The sequence below is a fragment of the Variovorax sp. V93 genome (genome assembly GCF_041154485.1).
Taxonomy (GTDB): domain Bacteria; phylum Pseudomonadota; class Gammaproteobacteria; order Burkholderiales; family Burkholderiaceae_C; genus Variovorax; species Variovorax beijingensis_A.
Window position 1 is genome coordinate 3,904,142 of sequence record NZ_AP028669.1, and the last position, 14,170, is coordinate 3,918,311.

18 protein-coding genes are annotated in these 14,170 nt (G+C 62.5%); 9 read left to right on the forward strand and 9 right to left on the reverse strand.

Annotated features, from left to right (window positions below; all coding sequences use genetic code 11):
* Window positions 1-184 precede the first annotated feature (184 nt).
* The gene (locus ACAM54_RS18485; protein WP_369648512.1) at window positions 185-1,105 is read left to right on the forward strand and encodes an STM4504/CBY_0614 family protein; all 921 of its coding nucleotides are present in this window, start codon (window positions 185-187) and stop codon (window positions 1,103-1,105) included.
* Between the two features lies 1 nt (window position 1,106).
* Complete coding sequence (locus ACAM54_RS18490; RefSeq protein ID WP_369648513.1) at window positions 1,107-1,547, forward strand: hypothetical protein; 441 nt, start codon at window positions 1,107-1,109, stop codon at window positions 1,545-1,547.
* A 421-nt stretch (window positions 1,548-1,968) separates the two neighbouring features.
* Here ACAM54_RS18490 and ACAM54_RS18495 read toward each other — a convergent pair whose 3' ends face one another.
* From ACAM54_RS18495 to ACAM54_RS18515, 5 genes are all read right to left on the reverse strand, one after another.
* Window positions 1,969-2,457, reverse strand: coding sequence for a hypothetical protein (locus tag ACAM54_RS18495; protein WP_369648514.1), 489 nt, complete (start codon window positions 2,455-2,457; stop codon window positions 1,969-1,971).
* A 270-nt stretch (window positions 2,458-2,727) separates the two neighbouring features.
* A complete protein-coding gene (locus ACAM54_RS18500; RefSeq protein WP_369648515.1) occupies window positions 2,728-4,974 on the reverse strand; it encodes a primase-helicase family protein in 2,247 nt (748 codons plus the stop codon).
* Window positions 4,971-5,138: a hypothetical protein gene (locus tag ACAM54_RS18505; RefSeq protein WP_369648516.1), complete on the reverse strand. Its 168-nt coding sequence runs from the start codon at window positions 5,136-5,138 to the stop codon at window positions 4,971-4,973. Before ACAM54_RS18505 ends, ACAM54_RS18500 begins: the two co-directional genes overlap by 4 nt.
* On the reverse strand, window positions 5,135-5,401 hold the full coding sequence (locus tag ACAM54_RS18510) for a hypothetical protein (RefSeq protein WP_369648517.1): 267 nt from the start codon (window positions 5,399-5,401) through the stop codon (window positions 5,135-5,137). The genes ACAM54_RS18505 and ACAM54_RS18510 overlap by 4 nt, the downstream gene beginning before the upstream one ends.
* 13 nt (window positions 5,402-5,414) lie before the next feature.
* Window positions 5,415-5,873: a hypothetical protein gene (locus ACAM54_RS18515; protein ID WP_369648518.1), complete on the reverse strand. Its 459-nt coding sequence runs from the start codon at window positions 5,871-5,873 to the stop codon at window positions 5,415-5,417.
* A gap of 721 nt (window positions 5,874-6,594) precedes the next feature.
* Here ACAM54_RS18515 and ACAM54_RS18520 point away from each other — a divergent pair.
* From ACAM54_RS18520 to argG, 5 genes are all read left to right on the forward strand, one after another.
* A complete protein-coding gene (locus ACAM54_RS18520) occupies window positions 6,595-6,939 on the forward strand; it encodes a hypothetical protein (RefSeq protein ID WP_369648519.1) in 345 nt (114 codons plus the stop codon).
* Window positions 6,940-6,986: 47 nt separating this feature from the next.
* On the forward strand, window positions 6,987-7,343 hold the full coding sequence (locus tag ACAM54_RS18525) for an ArsC family reductase (RefSeq protein ID WP_369648520.1): 357 nt from the start codon (window positions 6,987-6,989) through the stop codon (window positions 7,341-7,343).
* A gap of 58 nt (window positions 7,344-7,401) precedes the next feature.
* The gene (locus ACAM54_RS18530; RefSeq protein WP_192323646.1) at window positions 7,402-7,992 is read left to right on the forward strand and encodes a hypothetical protein; all 591 of its coding nucleotides are present in this window, start codon (window positions 7,402-7,404) and stop codon (window positions 7,990-7,992) included.
* Window positions 7,993-8,127: 135 nt separating this feature from the next.
* Window positions 8,128-8,454, forward strand: a complete 327-nt coding sequence (locus tag ACAM54_RS18535) for a pyrimidine/purine nucleoside phosphorylase (RefSeq protein ID WP_015866543.1) — start codon at window positions 8,128-8,130, stop codon at window positions 8,452-8,454.
* 157 nt (window positions 8,455-8,611) lie between these two features.
* Window positions 8,612-9,952: an argininosuccinate synthase gene (gene argG, locus ACAM54_RS18540; protein WP_369648521.1), complete on the forward strand. Its 1,341-nt coding sequence runs from the start codon at window positions 8,612-8,614 to the stop codon at window positions 9,950-9,952.
* Window positions 9,953-10,035: 83 nt separating this feature from the next.
* Here argG and ACAM54_RS18545 read toward each other — a convergent pair whose 3' ends face one another.
* Window positions 10,036-10,875, reverse strand: a complete 840-nt coding sequence (locus tag ACAM54_RS18545) for a hypothetical protein (protein WP_369648522.1) — start codon at window positions 10,873-10,875, stop codon at window positions 10,036-10,038.
* Window positions 10,875-11,927 (reverse strand): UDP-N-acetylmuramate dehydrogenase, encoded by a 1,053-nt coding sequence (gene murB / locus ACAM54_RS18550; protein WP_369648523.1) that lies wholly within the window; start codon window positions 11,925-11,927, stop codon window positions 10,875-10,877. The genes ACAM54_RS18545 and murB overlap by 1 nt, the downstream gene beginning before the upstream one ends.
* A gap of 43 nt (window positions 11,928-11,970) precedes the next feature.
* Between murB and ACAM54_RS18555 the strand changes: the two genes are divergently transcribed.
* On the forward strand, window positions 11,971-12,456 hold the full coding sequence (locus tag ACAM54_RS18555) for a YajQ family cyclic di-GMP-binding protein (RefSeq protein WP_369648524.1): 486 nt from the start codon (window positions 11,971-11,973) through the stop codon (window positions 12,454-12,456).
* 7 nt (window positions 12,457-12,463) lie between these two features.
* Window positions 12,464-13,102 (forward strand): TIGR02281 family clan AA aspartic protease, encoded by a 639-nt coding sequence (locus ACAM54_RS18560; RefSeq protein ID WP_369648525.1) that lies wholly within the window; start codon window positions 12,464-12,466, stop codon window positions 13,100-13,102.
* A 9-nt stretch (window positions 13,103-13,111) separates the two neighbouring features.
* Here ACAM54_RS18560 and ACAM54_RS18565 read toward each other — a convergent pair whose 3' ends face one another.
* Window positions 13,112-13,465: a RidA family protein gene (locus tag ACAM54_RS18565; protein ID WP_145746035.1), complete on the reverse strand. Its 354-nt coding sequence runs from the start codon at window positions 13,463-13,465 to the stop codon at window positions 13,112-13,114.
* Between the two features lie 7 nt (window positions 13,466-13,472).
* Window positions 13,473-14,108 carry a glycerol-3-phosphate 1-O-acyltransferase PlsY gene (plsY, locus tag ACAM54_RS18570; RefSeq protein WP_369648526.1) on the reverse strand — a complete coding sequence of 212 codons (636 nt, stop codon included), beginning with the start codon at window positions 14,106-14,108 and terminating at the stop codon, window positions 13,473-13,475.
* Window positions 14,109-14,170 lie beyond the last annotated feature (62 nt).

Below are 14,170 nucleotides of genomic sequence, written 5' to 3' on the forward strand. Positions count from 1 at the left end.
TCCCTAGCGAGCCGCTCCCTGCCACCATCTGGGTACGTCCCGTTACTTGCAGAATCAACGGCTGACAAAGAATTCCGATTCATTTCGCAATTGCCTGAGAATATTTAATTCTCGCCGAATTACGAAAATCGGTAAATTAAAATCGATAATTGAGGGAATTAGGTTTTACCCCTAATTGGTGAAAATGGTTTACAACCTTTATTCAAAAAGAAAACGGCAGCTCGAAAAAGAAACTTCCGATATATTTACCTACGATAATTTTCCTAGCGCGTTTCGAGTACAAGTCATATATTTATGGAATTACGGCTTCGGAGACTCTCACTTCCCCGAGATTTACGAATGCTACAATATAATTGTAAAAATACTTCGCGAGGAATCCGGAAAATTTGCTTTGATCGACTTGGGGTACAACGGAAAAACCTCGTCCGAAGAATTGCAAGGATATTTACTCAGCAGCATTGGTCCCAGCCAAATTCTAGATGCAATTGAGCTCTCATTCAGGGTAATGAATGAGATTGCCCGCAAGAAGTATTACGCTCGCCGTCCAAATGCAAGCGCATTTGTTGATAAGGCCATCAACGATCTCAACACAAGATTTCGCGAGCACAGCATCGGATACCAATTCTCAAACAATGAAATAATAAGAATTGACTCCGAATTAATTCATGCCGAAGTTGTTAAACCGACGTTAAAGTTACTGAGCCAACCTCACTTTAAAGGTGCCCAGGAAGAGTATTTAAAGGCGCACGAACATTACCGGCATGGAAACTCCAAGGAGGCTCTTAACGAATGCTTAAAAGCCTTCGAAAGCGCGATGATGAGTATCTGCAAAAAGCGCGGCTGGGCCTATGAGCCGAAGGACAATGCCAAGACGTTGATCGGAATCTGCTTCGCCAATCATCTGATACCCAGCTTCTGGGAATCTGAGATGACAGGGTTGCGAGCACTGCTGGAAGGCGGGGTTCCCACGGGCAGGAATAAGCTGGCGGGCCACGGGCAAGGAGCGGAGCCGGTAAGCGTGCCACCGCATATCGTGAGCTATATCATGCACATGACTGCTGCGAATTTAAAATTCCTCGCAGAAGCAGATGCTGCGCTAGGATAAGATGCAAACCAGCGATTGGATTTCTTTAGGTGCACTCGCAGTTTCCCTGGCGAGTGCGGGGTTCACCGCCTTCTATGCGCGCGCACAGCACCAACTCAACAAGATTCAGTTGGCCGAGAAACAGGCTGCGATGGAGGACGCAAAGAAGGCAAAGCTCACGGCTCTGCTTCACGGCAATCGCATCATTTCCTTTAGACTGGAAATTATTAACTCGGGACAGAGCGCCGCACGCAATGTTCAACTTATTCTTGAACAAGGTCTTGTTCCTACGTCGCCTCTAGGTGACGTTTTTCCTCTCACGCGACTACTGCCTGGAGGGCGGGTCTTTATAGACCTGAACGAACCAGAAAAGTGGGATGGCCATACTTGCGAATTGATGTGGGAGGACAGCGCTGGGAGTCACGTCCAACCGACCCCAATCAATCGCATCAAGATGCGATGATGCAACGTCGATAGCTGCATGCACTTCCAATGGCAGCTTGCGGACGCCTCACGTTGATGTGTGCACCGAACACTGTGTACTCGACCGAGGGGCTCAACACAGTACAGCCACCCACCCGGCCCCGCCGCTTCATGGGTATGGCTGTGAAGGCTTGGTCAGCCCACCCCCATGGCGAGCCTGCCGCGTGTCGCGCATGGTCGTGCTGGGTCATGGATCAGAGGCAGCAGAGCTCAACCTTCAGGTGCGCCTAACCACCCTGTCGCAGAAGGCCCCGGCGCACACGCTCTTCCCCTTCGGAACGCCGTCATCATTGCACCGCAATGACTTAGCTCTGCGTGGCTATTCGGTGGACTAGACCCGAGTCGCTCGACGCGAAAATCGGGCCGTAGGCGCGCTATCGCCCGGACCGATACCCGAGTACCTATTCGCCGGGAAAGCCGCTTCTGCCAGCCTCTGGCAAGGCCGGATCGTCATGAGCGGTTTCGACGCTCGGGGCGGTTTTAGGGGTCGCGTCGGTCACGGCCGCTAAGCCCGTCTCGATGAGCTTCACGGCATCTGCGCCGAGCCGGTACGCGTGACGCTGGGCAGTGATCCATGGCATTTCATCGAGTCGGATATTGACCGTTGGTGACGCTGTCTCAGGCACCACTGCCTTGGCCAGAATCTTGTCGAGCAACTCAGGATTGCGCTTGAGATAGGCCGCACCGCCCAGCTCGATATACGCCTGCCGCGCGTCATTGCGCAACAGATCGCGCAGCGCGAGCGGAGGCGCATCAGCGTCGATGGGTGCGGCAGGCGCGACAGCGACTTCCATGGTCCGAGGGCCGCCGATCTGCTCCCGAGTACAGAGGCCGGCTTCATAGTCGCTCACGAGCCAAGTGGTGGGGTCCAGGGGGTCCATCATCTTCATCCTTGATTTATTTGGGATTTAGGGGATTTCTAGGGGGGTTTAGGTAGGTTCTAGGGGGGTTCTAGGTAGGTATCGCTAGAGGGCGTAGGGGGGTTAGGTAGGATTTCTCAGGGGTCTGAACTCGGGACGGTACGTCCCGGAGAAGCGGCCCTAACCCCCCTAACTCCCCTATCTCCCCTAGACCTCTCGGAACCCTTACGGAATAAGGCTTAGGCGCTATATTTTTTATAGCCCTTACTCCCCTAAACCCCCCTAAGCTATGCGGTCGCATCAGTACTTCTCCCCAACGAGCTTGCGAAGCGCATCGATCTGCTCGAATGGATTGCCAGCAATCGCCCGCTCACGCAGTTCATACAGTTCCTCAGTGCGCTGCCTCCCATCCGGCTGCTTTGCGTTGAGCTTGCGGGTTCCGAACGCTGCGCGCATCCGCTGTCCGACCGACTTGAGCCCAACGGGGCTCGTGGGGTTCACGCCCCTGTAGAGCTTCAGCACATCCGTTGCCGAAAGGTGTGTGATGCCCTTGATCATTTCTTCGGGCAGATCACAGGCGGCCAGCGTCACTTCGACGTTGCGACGCAGCGAGGTCACGAAGCCGTCAATGTCCCGGGTCGAGTCGCCGATCAGCGCATCCGTAAGCCACCGGGTCGACATCGCATCCGCCGAAGCATCGAACCGGCTCAAATCTCGCGCACGCAACGCGGTGATGAGATCGCGCGGGCCAGTGGTGAACAGCCATGACCAACGTTCATTCCACCACGCTATGTCCTTCTTGCCCCAGGGCGCCAGGTCGGGATCGTGCTTCGCCATCTTCGGGTCAAGCCGCACGACAAACGAGCGTCGGCGCATCCCGTCATCGAACGTCCACGGCGGCGCGTGGTTCGCGAGCGCGACGGTCAGGCAGTTTCGATCCACGGTGCGGATATCGACGCCTTTCATCTCCAGCTGCCGCGTGCTGCTGTTTGGGTCCGCATCCTCCTTCAGCAGGCTGACCGCGCGCGACTGCTGCTGCTTGTCCATGCTGCTCGGCACTTCCTCGATCAGCGCAACGCGCGCGAGCTTCATGTGCGAGTTGAAGCCGTTGCTGTACTGCTCGATAGTGAGACTCACCGCGTGGACGCCGAGAAGACCACGGAAAGCATGCGCGATGAAGTTCTTCCCCACGCCGCCATCGCCGTACAGGTAGGCGGTCACGGCAAGAGCGCGTTCCGGGTGCTGTACCACGCTCGCCATGAGGTCAAGGAAGTAGTTGCCCTCCTTTTCGCCCATCGCCTCGCGCACCATGTCGAAGAAGTAGCGCTGCGCGCGCTCTGTACCGGCCTCGATGTCGGCATTGGCGGTCCAAGGCTCGGCGTCAAATCCGCGCCACAGATTGAAGTTGTAGCGCTGCTCGCCCGCGCTCGCAACCGGCACAAGGGCAGGCAAACCTGGCTTAAAACTGAGGCCGTGGGCTTGATTGCGATCTGGGCTGGTGAACCACGAGTCGAACGCCCTGACGGTGTCCCACCGGGCCGGCGTGCGCTTCGTCATCGGCACCAGCTCCTTATAGGTGACGTTGGCGTAGGCGTCGGCCATCGTTTGCTTGCTCATGAGACTGCCGTCGAACAAATCAACCGCGCGGCCCAGCGTCTGGATCCAGTAGTGCTTCCGATTCATCTCGGCAAGCACCATCTCGCGTCCCGGAAGCAGCGTCGCAGGCACGCGCTCCGCGATCATCTTCTTGACTGCGGCGGGACCGAACTCCTTGTTTGCGAGCATGTCGTCCACGCCCCAGTCGCCGCCTCCAGGCGCCTCAGGCATTTCGGCGAAAAAGATTGCATCGCGGGCCACGATACCCTCGCCTTCATCGCCCACGAGCCGAGACGCGAGCATCGTTTTAGCGCGCCTCACGTTCTCCCGGCTCTTGGCGTTGCGGGTGTTGTAGCTGTCGGTCAGGATCGTCACGGTGAACTTTCGATCCGCCCAAAGCGGTAGGCAAAAGCCGGCCGCCATTTCCCCTGCCGTTCCATCTCCGACGCACCAGCCGAACACGCCGTTCATGGCGACCGCCAGATAGCCAAGCTTGTTGATCGCAAAAGCCTTAATCCATGACTCGCAAACGATCACGTTGCTGCCGGTAGGCTGCTCATTCCAAGGCTTCCCGTTCGCGGTCGGCATGAACACGATGTCCTGCGGGTGCCGCTCGCGCGAAGGACTGGGGCGACTGCGCGTGTACTCCTTCGTTCCTGGCAGCTTCGTGAAAAAGATCGCATGCCCGTACGCGGGATTGATCGTGCCATCGGCGCGCCAGCCGGAAAGCCAAATCGCACTTTCAGCTAGTCGATGCTTGTTGCGGTCATCCAGGCCGAGCCGATCACACGCATCTTTGACTTCGATGAACTCGACGCCGTTCGGCTCCCAATCCATAGGCATGACCCCGCGCTCAAGCAGGTAATCCACCGCCGGCTTGAACTCCTGAGACGCCAAGGCAATCATGTCCTCAGACTCTTTGTCGAGAGCCGGACGAAACAGCGCGCTCACGGTGCACCTCCATTCCGGCCCACACGCTGCCCCGGCGCGCGGCGCACTGGCAGCTTCTTCGGCTGGTATCCGGGCCCGTAGGTCAGCATGCCCAGCCCGGGGGTGGCGTCTCGATCCGCCGCAGGCGGTTTGGCCAGAGCGCGCTTGAGGATCGGCTCAGTCATGTCAGCCTCCTGCGCTGCTTGGCCTTGATCTCGTTCAACAGCGCAACGGCTCGTCGGCGTACTTCGGCCCGAGGCATGATGGCGTCGGGGTAAGTCTCTGCCGCCCGCCGCGCCGCCGCCTCTTTCACCAGCCGCTGTACGCGCATCCGCATGCGGTGCTGAGTGAGCGTCTTGATCGACCCATCGGGCGCAACTAGGCTCCACCGATGGGTTGCAATATGGAACCGCACTTCGCCGAGGCTTCGCAGGATTTGATCGTTCATGATCGGCTCCTGCTTACAGAAGGCCCACGCGCCGATTTGTCTCTTCTTGCTCTTTGCGCAGGGCCTCATCACGAGCCGCGAATTCGTCCTGCATCTTCTTCAGGGCAGCGTCGGCCTCCTGCTGCTGTTTATGTCTCTTTTGACCTTCTTCCAGCTTCTGCAGGACGCGCTGCTCCTGCTCAAGCTTCCTGGCTGCGGCTCGAAGGGGAGCGGCATCACGCCATTCTTGAAGACGCTTAAGCCAGTCGTTCGCCTCGGACTCGTTGTAAAGGTGCGCTCCACCGATTCGATATGACGGCTCGATCCTGGGCGCATCGACTTGGCTCAAAATCACTCGCAAATGGCCGGCGGTGGTTCCTACGCGCGCGGCTAAATGGGCGAAGGTGACGAAGCCGGGCAAGGGCGAGTCAGGGTCAGTCTTCGTGCATGCAGGCACTTCGCTGAGATCGGGCAATTGCGATGCATTGGTCATTTAAAAATCTCCATGCGGCAGCCCAACCGGATAGGTTGAAGCTGCGAAATGTTGAGGGGGAGCCCGGTGGCCGCCACAGGCGCGGTCCGGGACGAAGGCTGTTAATCCGCGAGGACTAATACCTTTAGATCGTAGAGATCGAACGGGCCGAACGCGAGCGAAATACTCGGGTGCCGCCGTCTTTCTTTAGCTGGCCGCCCGACCTACGCGGGACGAATACAGGCTAGAACTTCTTCCAGCTTGTAAACGACTCTTCTACCAATCTTGTAGCGAGGCGGCGCCCAACTCGCGCCGCGACTGTGCGAGTTGTAGAGGGTCTTGGGTGCAATGTTGAGCAGGCTCGCTGCCGTCTTAGTCGGGATGTATTTTTGAGTAGGGAGCGACACGATTTGGGGTTTTTTGAGGCCCGCCATCGACCACAGCGACGTAGATGAGTCGCATACATCCCGAGATTTGAGGATGACCTTCGGGGAACCAATCAAGTCCAGCGCGCTTACGGCTATGGCATCCGATGAGCTGCTGGCAGGGCGAATATAGCCGTGAGAAAAGGAGGCAATCAAGGGCCTTAAAGTCGCCAGCGCCGGCATACGTAACAAAATGCTGAGTGGGTCCCGGCAAGTTACACCGTATTCACACCTAATTGCGTCTGTGAATGGCTTCCCCACAGCGGGTTGCCAACATCAGAATAGGTTGTTCCGATCAACTTTCTGAAGGAACAGACATGAGCAGCTTCAACCTGACCATCGGCCTCAACGAGCCCACGCGGCTGGCAAATGTGGAGGCCACCAAGTACACCGCAGCCCCTCGGACGAATCAATTTGAGGCCGAAGTGAACGGCATGCCGCGCGAAGCATGGACGACCTCGGGCCGTGGTAATTACTACGTGTATTTCATGAACGGGGCTGATCTGTACTACGTGAAGCTGGGCGGCGAGGGAGAACTGCTGGCGGCACGTCAGAAGCTGGTCGTCACGACCGACGAGTGGGAAGAGTCGCAACCCAAGAATGTCATTCGTGCGGCCAACAAAGCCCGTAGAGTCAAAAAGACCCGCGTGGCGACGGCCTAGTACGATTCCTAGCTGCGCAACCAATCCGACACCTGTTTTCCCTCGTAATGATCGCCCTCTACGGAATTCCGAATTGCGACACCGTCAAGCGCGCCCGCGCCTGGCTCGACGACCACGGCGTCGCCTACACCTTCCATGATTTCAAGAAACAGGGCGTGCCCGAGGCCGAGCTCGACCAGTGGCTCAGGAAGCCCGGCTGGGAGGCACTGGTGAACCGCCGCGGCACCACCTGGCGCCAGCTCGACGAAGCCACCCGCAACGCGGTGGTCGACGCCGCTTCGGCGCGGGCCGTGCTGCTGGCCAACCCCAGCCTGATCAAGCGGCCGGTGGTCAACTGGGGGCCGAAAACCGGCGTTACGGCAGGGTTCGATGCCGAAACCTGGGCCACCGTGAACGCCGTGTAAACGCCGGAACCCCGCCTCGCCGGCCGGCCTCCAACCCCGATCTGCAGGAGAGCACACCATGAACAAGCACGTTTTTCGCACCCTCGCGGGTCTTTCCGTGGCCGGCCTGCTGGCAACGGGCGCCGGTGTCGCGCAGGCCCAGCAGGTGGTCCAGGCCCGGGTGATTTCCGCGACCCCGGTCCGCGAAACGACCGGCAGCGACGTCAGCTACAACGTCACCTACGAATACAACGGCCGCCAGTACACCACCCGCACCAACAGCCGGCCGGGCGCGACCATCCCGGTCGAGGTCAGCGCCTATGGCGTGACGACCTCGCCGGTCGCGCCGCAGCCGCAGTTGCAGCCCTACCCGGTCGAGGCCTACAACGGCGGCCAGCAGCAGTACCAGCAGCAGCCGCAATACGCGCAACCAGGCGGCTCGGCCTGGGACAACGTCGTGCCCGAACCTGGCGTGGTGGTCTCCAATGCACCGGCGCCGGTCTATGTACAGCCGGCCCCGGTCTACGCGCCGCCGGTCTACGTGCAGCCTGCCTACACCTATCCCTATGCCTATCCCTACGCATACCCGCCGGTCGGCATTTCGCTGAATCTCGGCTACTCGCGGGGCTGGGGCGGCTATCGCGGATACGGCTACCGCCACTGGCGCTGAGCCGCCCGCAGCGGTACGGCCGGCCGGCCGTGCCGGCCAAGCCCTAAAATCGAGGACTTTTCCAACCCCCAAGGGGTGCGCCGCCGTGGTGGCGCGTCCTCGACCAGCCGACCGCGCATGCGCCGGCGCCCTCCAATGACGACGACTACCGACACTCTCAACAGCGCCGCAGTGGCGACCAAGGCCAATGTGTATTTCGACGGCAAGTGCGTGAGCCACAGCCTCACGCTGGCCGACGGGACCAGGAAATCGGTCGGCGTGATCCTTCCATCCACCCTGACCTTCAACACCGGCGCGCCCGAGATCATGGAAGGCACCGCCGGCAGCTGCGAATACCAGTTGGCGGGAACCACCGAATGGATCGCCTCGGGCGCCGGACAGAAGTTCAGCGTGCCGGGCAATTCGAGCTTCCAGATCCGGGTCACTGGCGAGCCCTACAGCTACATCTGCCATTTTGGATAAACCCCCAGGCTTCGCGCACTTCGTGTCGCTTCGCCAACCCCCTTGCAGGGGGCGATACCAGTGGCCCGGCAAAGCCGGTTCCACGGTATCCCCGGCACAGAGCGCGCCACCGACGCCATGAGTCATTGAACAGCGCCACCACAAACGGAACACCCACATGTCGACCATTCTCCAAAACGTTCCCGCCGGCCAGAAGGTCGGCATTGCCTTTTCGGGCGGCCTGGACACCAGCGCGGCACTGCACTGGATGAAGCTGAAGGGCGCGATCCCCTACGCCTACACCGCCAACCTCGGCCAGCCCGACGAGCCCGACTACGACGAGATCCCGCGCAAGGCGATGCTCTATGGCGCCGAGAACGCGCGCCTGATCGACTGCCGCGCGCAACTCGCCAACGAAGGCATCGCCGCGCTGCAGGCCGGTGCCTTCCACGTCACCACCGCCGGCGTCACCTACTTCAACACCACGCCGCTCGGCCGCGCAGTGACCGGCACCATGCTGGTGTCGGCCATGAAGGAAGACGACGTCCACATCTGGGGCGACGGCAGCACCTACAAGGGCAACGACATCGAGCGCTTCTACCGCTACGGCCTGCTCACCAACCCGAACCTCAAGATCTACAAGCCCTGGCTCGACCAGCTGTTCATCGACGAGCTCGGCGGCCGGGCCGAGATGTCGGCCTTCATGACGAAGGCCGGCTTCGGCTACAAGATGTCGGCCGAGAAGGCCTACAGCACCGACTCCAACATGCTCGGCGCCACGCACGAGGCCAAGGACCTGGAGAACCTCGACAGCGGCATCCAGATCGTGCAGCCGATCATGGGCGTGGCGTTCTGGAAGGACGAAGTCGAGGTCAAGCGCGAAACCGTCAGCGTGCGCTTCGAGGAAGGCCGCCCGGTCGCCCTCAACGGCGTCGAGCACGCGAACCTCGTCGAGCTGATCCTGGAAGCCAACCGCATCGGCGGCCGCCACGGCCTGGGCATGAGCGACCAGATCGAGAACCGCATCATCGAAGCCAAGAGCCGCGGCATCTACGAGGCGCCCGGCCTCGCGCTGCTGTTCATCGCCTACGAGCGCCTGGTCACCGGCATCCACAACGAAGACACGATCGAGCAGTACCGCGACCACGGCCGCAAGCTCGGCCGCCTGCTCTACCAGGGCCGCTGGTTCGACCCGCAGGCCATCATGCTGCGCGAGACCGCACAGCGCTGGGTGGCGCGCGCCATCACCGGCGAAGTGACGATCGAGCTGCGCCGCGGCAACGACTACTCGATTCTCAACACCGTCTCGTCCAACCTCACCTACAAGCCCGAGCGCCTGAGCATGGAAAAGGTCGAGGGCGCGTTCACGCCGCTGGACCGCATCGGCCAGCTCACGATGCGCAATCTCGACATCGTCGACACGCGCGAGAAGCTGGCCATCTACACCCGTACCGGGCTGCTGTCGCCGGGCCAGGGCACCGCCGTGCCGCGGCTCTCGAACGACGACGAGACCAAGTAAGCCAACGCGCTTCTTTCTCTTCCAATGCAAACGGGCCCTCGCGGGCCCGTTTGCATTGGTGCGCTGGAGTGCGCGCCCGCCGGTCAATCGCCGCCGCCGCCTCCGCAGCCGCCGCCACAACCGCCGCCGTCGCCGCCGGACGAATCCCCTCCCCCACCGCCATCGCCGCTGCCGCTGCTCGATTCGCTGCCGCCGAAGCCGCCGGCATCGCCCGAACTGCCGCCATCCGACGACGACTCGCCGAAGCTGCTGCCGCAGTGGGCGTCGGAGCCGGCATGCCGATCGACAGCCTTGCAGTCGGGCACGTAGTCGAAGCCGCCCGGAATGCCGAACTTCACGTCGAGCGCAAACAAGAGCGGCAGGCGCGCCGGCGTGCGCGGATCGATGCTTTCCTCCTTGCAGGCCCAATACCAGCTGCGGCGCAGGCCATCGTTGCGCTTCGGGTCCTTGCCCAGCACCTCGGCCGGGCTGTGGTGCAGCATGCCGCCGAAGGCCGCCTTGCACCAGTTCTGATAGCCCTGCGTGTGCAGGATGAACTCGTGCCAGGCCGTATCGACCACCTTGGACGGCATGGCCACGAACTTGCGGCCGCTGCGCAGATGCGCCATGAAGAACTGGCGCAGCCCGCGCAGCACGAGTTCGGCGTCGCGCTGGCTGAGCCCGGGGTGGGCCGCGCGCAGCTTGCCGGCCAGGAAGGGCGGCATGCGGGCCTCGCGGATGAACTGGCGGCGCAGGCTGGTTTCCATGAAACCGAGCGCGGCTGCCAGCGCCCAGGCGGCCAGGATCAACGGCACCAGCGCCAGCCGGCCGTGGCGCAAGGCGAAGAACACCGAAACGAAGGCTCCCGCCACCACGGCCCGGCGGGTCCAGATCAAAGCGGCAATGCGCCGCCGGTAGTTCAGGTGCAGGAAGTCGAGGTCCATCAGACGACCACCGGCTCCGGCTCCAGCCGGATGCCGAAGCGCTCGTACACGCTGGTCTGGATGGCCTTGGCCAGGGTCATGACCTCGCCGCCCGTGACCGGGTTCTCGAGGCCGCCGCGGTTCACCAGCACCAGCGCCTGCTTCTCGTAGACGCCGGCATTGCCGACCGACTTGCCCTTCCAGCCGCAGGCGTCGATGAGCCAGCCGGCCGCGAGCTTGATGCTGCCGTCGTCCATCGGGTAGTGCACGATCTTGGGGTCGCGCGCGATGATGTCGGCGCACTGCTCGGGCGTGACCGTGGGGTTCTTGAAGAAGCTGCCGGCATTGCCGAGCACGCGCCAGTCGGGCAGCTTGGCGCGGCGGATGGCGCAGACCCAGTCGAACACGTCAGTGGCGCTGGGCGTGAAGTTGCCGGTTTCGGCCATCTTGCGCTCAAGGTCGAGGTAGCCCACCACGGCTTTCCAGGGCTTGGGCAGGCGAAAGCGCACGCGGGTGATGAGCGCCCGGCCCGACAGGCCGAAGTCGTTGGGGCCGCTGCGCACGTGCTTGAACACCGAGTCGCGGTAGCCGAAGGCACACTGGGCGGCATCGAGCGTGAAACTGCGCCCGGTGTCCAGGTCGATCGCATCGAGCGAATCGAAGCGGTCCTGCAGTTCGACGCCGTAGGCGCCGATGTTCTGCACCGGCGCGCCGCCCACCGTGCCTGGAATGAGCGCCAGGTTCTCGAGCCCCGGATAGCCATGCTCGAGCATCCATTGCACCGCGTCGTGCCAGATTTCGCCCGCGCCGGCCTCCACGATCCAGGCGCGCGGGGACTCTTCGACCAGCCGCAGCCCCTTGATCTCGACCTTCAGCACCAGCGGCTTGACGTCGCCGGTGAGCACGATGTTGCTGCCGCCGCCCAGCACGAAGCGGGGCGCGTCGCGCCAGCGGGGGTCGGCCCGCAGCTCGGCCACGTCCGCCTCGCTGGCGATGCGCGCCAGGTTCTGCGCGCGCGCGACGATGCCGAAGCTGTTGTACGGCTGCAGCGGGACGTTGTTCTCCACGATCATGGGAGAATTGTCGCATCCAGCACCCGTGAATTCAGGAGAGCCCATGCCGTCGTTCGATACCGTCTGCGAACCGAATCTGCCCGAAGTGAAGAATGCGGTCGAAAACGCCGCCAAGGAAATCGCAACGCGCTTCGATTTCAAGGGCACGGCCGCCGCCGTCGAGCTCAAGGACAAGGAAATCACCATGATCGGCGACGCCGAGTTCCAGCTCGTGCAGGTCGAGGACATCCTGCGCGCCAAGCTCACCAAGCGCAGCGTCGACGTGCGCTTCCTCGACAAGGGCGACGTGCAGAAGATCGGCGGCGACAAGGTGAAGCAGGTCATCAAGGTCAAGAGCGGCATCGAGTCCGAGCAGGCCAAGAAGATCACCCGCATCATCAAGGACAGCAAGCTCAAGGTGCAGGCCGCGATCCAGGGCGACGCGGTGCGCATCACCGGCGCCAAGCGCGACGACCTGCAGGCTGCCATGGCACTTATCAAGAAGGACGTGCCCGACATGCCGCTGTCTTTCAACAACTTCCGCGACTGAGCCGCGGATGAAAGCCCTCGTCGTCGCAGCGCAGCTCCTGGCTGCCGGGGCGCATGCGGCCGGCTCCGTGATGCTGACCGGCACCATCGGCAGCCGCGCAATCCTGATCGTGAACGGCGCACCGCCCAAGACGGTGGCGGTCGGGGAGACCTTCCAGGGCGTGAAGCTGGTGTCGCTGCAGGCCGAGCAGGCGGTGGTCGAGCTCGAGGGCAAGCGCGTCAACCTGCGCATGGACACGCCGGTCAGCATCGGCGGCGGGGGCGGTTCGGGCGGCGGGGGCAGCCGCATCGTGCTGCCGGCCGACAGCCGCGGCCACTTCATGACGCAGGGCGCCATCAACGGCCGCCCCGTCACCTTCATGCTCGACACGGGTGCCACGTCGATCGCCCTGTCGGCCGACGACGCCCAGCGCATCGGCCTGGACTACAGCAAGGGGCAGCGCATCCAGATCAGCACCGCCAACGGCGTGTCCACCGGCTACAGGCTGCGGCTGCAATCGGTGCGCGTGGGCGACGTCGAGGTGTACGACATCGACGCCATCGTCTCGCCGCAGCCCATGCCCTTCGTGCTGCTGGGCAACAGCTTCATCAACCGCTTCTCGATGCGCCGCGACGCGGACCAGATGGTCCTAGAGAAGCGCTATTGACCGTCCGCGTCAGGCCTGGGCGGCCGTGACGACGATCTCGATCTTGTAGGCCGCATTGGCCATCTTGGCCTGCACCGTTGCACGCGGCGGGGTGTTGCCGGCGGGAATCCACGCGTCCCACACCTCGTTCATGGCCGTGATGTCGCTGATGTCGGCCAGGAAGATCTGCGTCATGAGGATGCGCGACTTGTCGCTGCCGGCCTCGGCCAGCAGGCGGTCGACCATCGCCAGCACCTGGGAGGTCTGGCCGCGGATGTCCTGCGTGGTGTCGTCGGGCACCTGGCCCGCGAGGTAGATGGTGCCGTTGTGCACGGCCGTCTCGGACAGGCGAGGGCCGACGTGGAAGCGGGTGATGGATGCCATGGTGTTTTCAAGCCTTTTTCTTCGAGCCGAGCTTCGACTCCGTGCCGGCCGCGAGCCGGCGGATGTTTTCGCGGTGCCGCCAGAACAGCAGCAGACTCATGATGATGACCGCAATCAGCACCGTGCGGTCGAGCGGCCACGCAATGTTTCCGCCCAGCAGGTAATACGCCGGCGCAAAGAAGGCCGCCACCAGCGACGACAGCGACGAATAGCGGAAGAACACCGCAATGATCAGCCAGGTGGCACCGGTGGCCAGCCCCAGCCAGGGCGCGATGCCCACCAGCACGCCGGCCGCCGTGGCCACGCCCTTGCCGCCCTGGAAGCCGAAGAACACCGGGTACAGGTGGCCCAGGAAGGCCGCCAGGCCCGCCAGCGCGGCCACGCCCTCGCCCAGCCCCCACTGCGCGCCGAAATGGCGGATCAGGAACACCGGCAGCCAGCCCTTGACCGCATCGAGCAGCAGCGTGGCCAGCGCCGCGCCCTTGTTGCCCGAGCGCAGCACATTGGTGGCGCCCGGGTTCTTGCTGCCGTAGCTGCGCGGATCGGCCATGCCGAGCGCCCTGCTCACGATGACCGCAAAGGACAGCGAGCCGATCAGGTACGAGGCCACGATGGCGATGAGGGACGGCAGGTGAAAGCTCAAGGCGGCGCTCCGCGGGGGAATGGTTGTTCTTGTTCAGCGGCGCCGGCCCGTGCCGGGCTGCG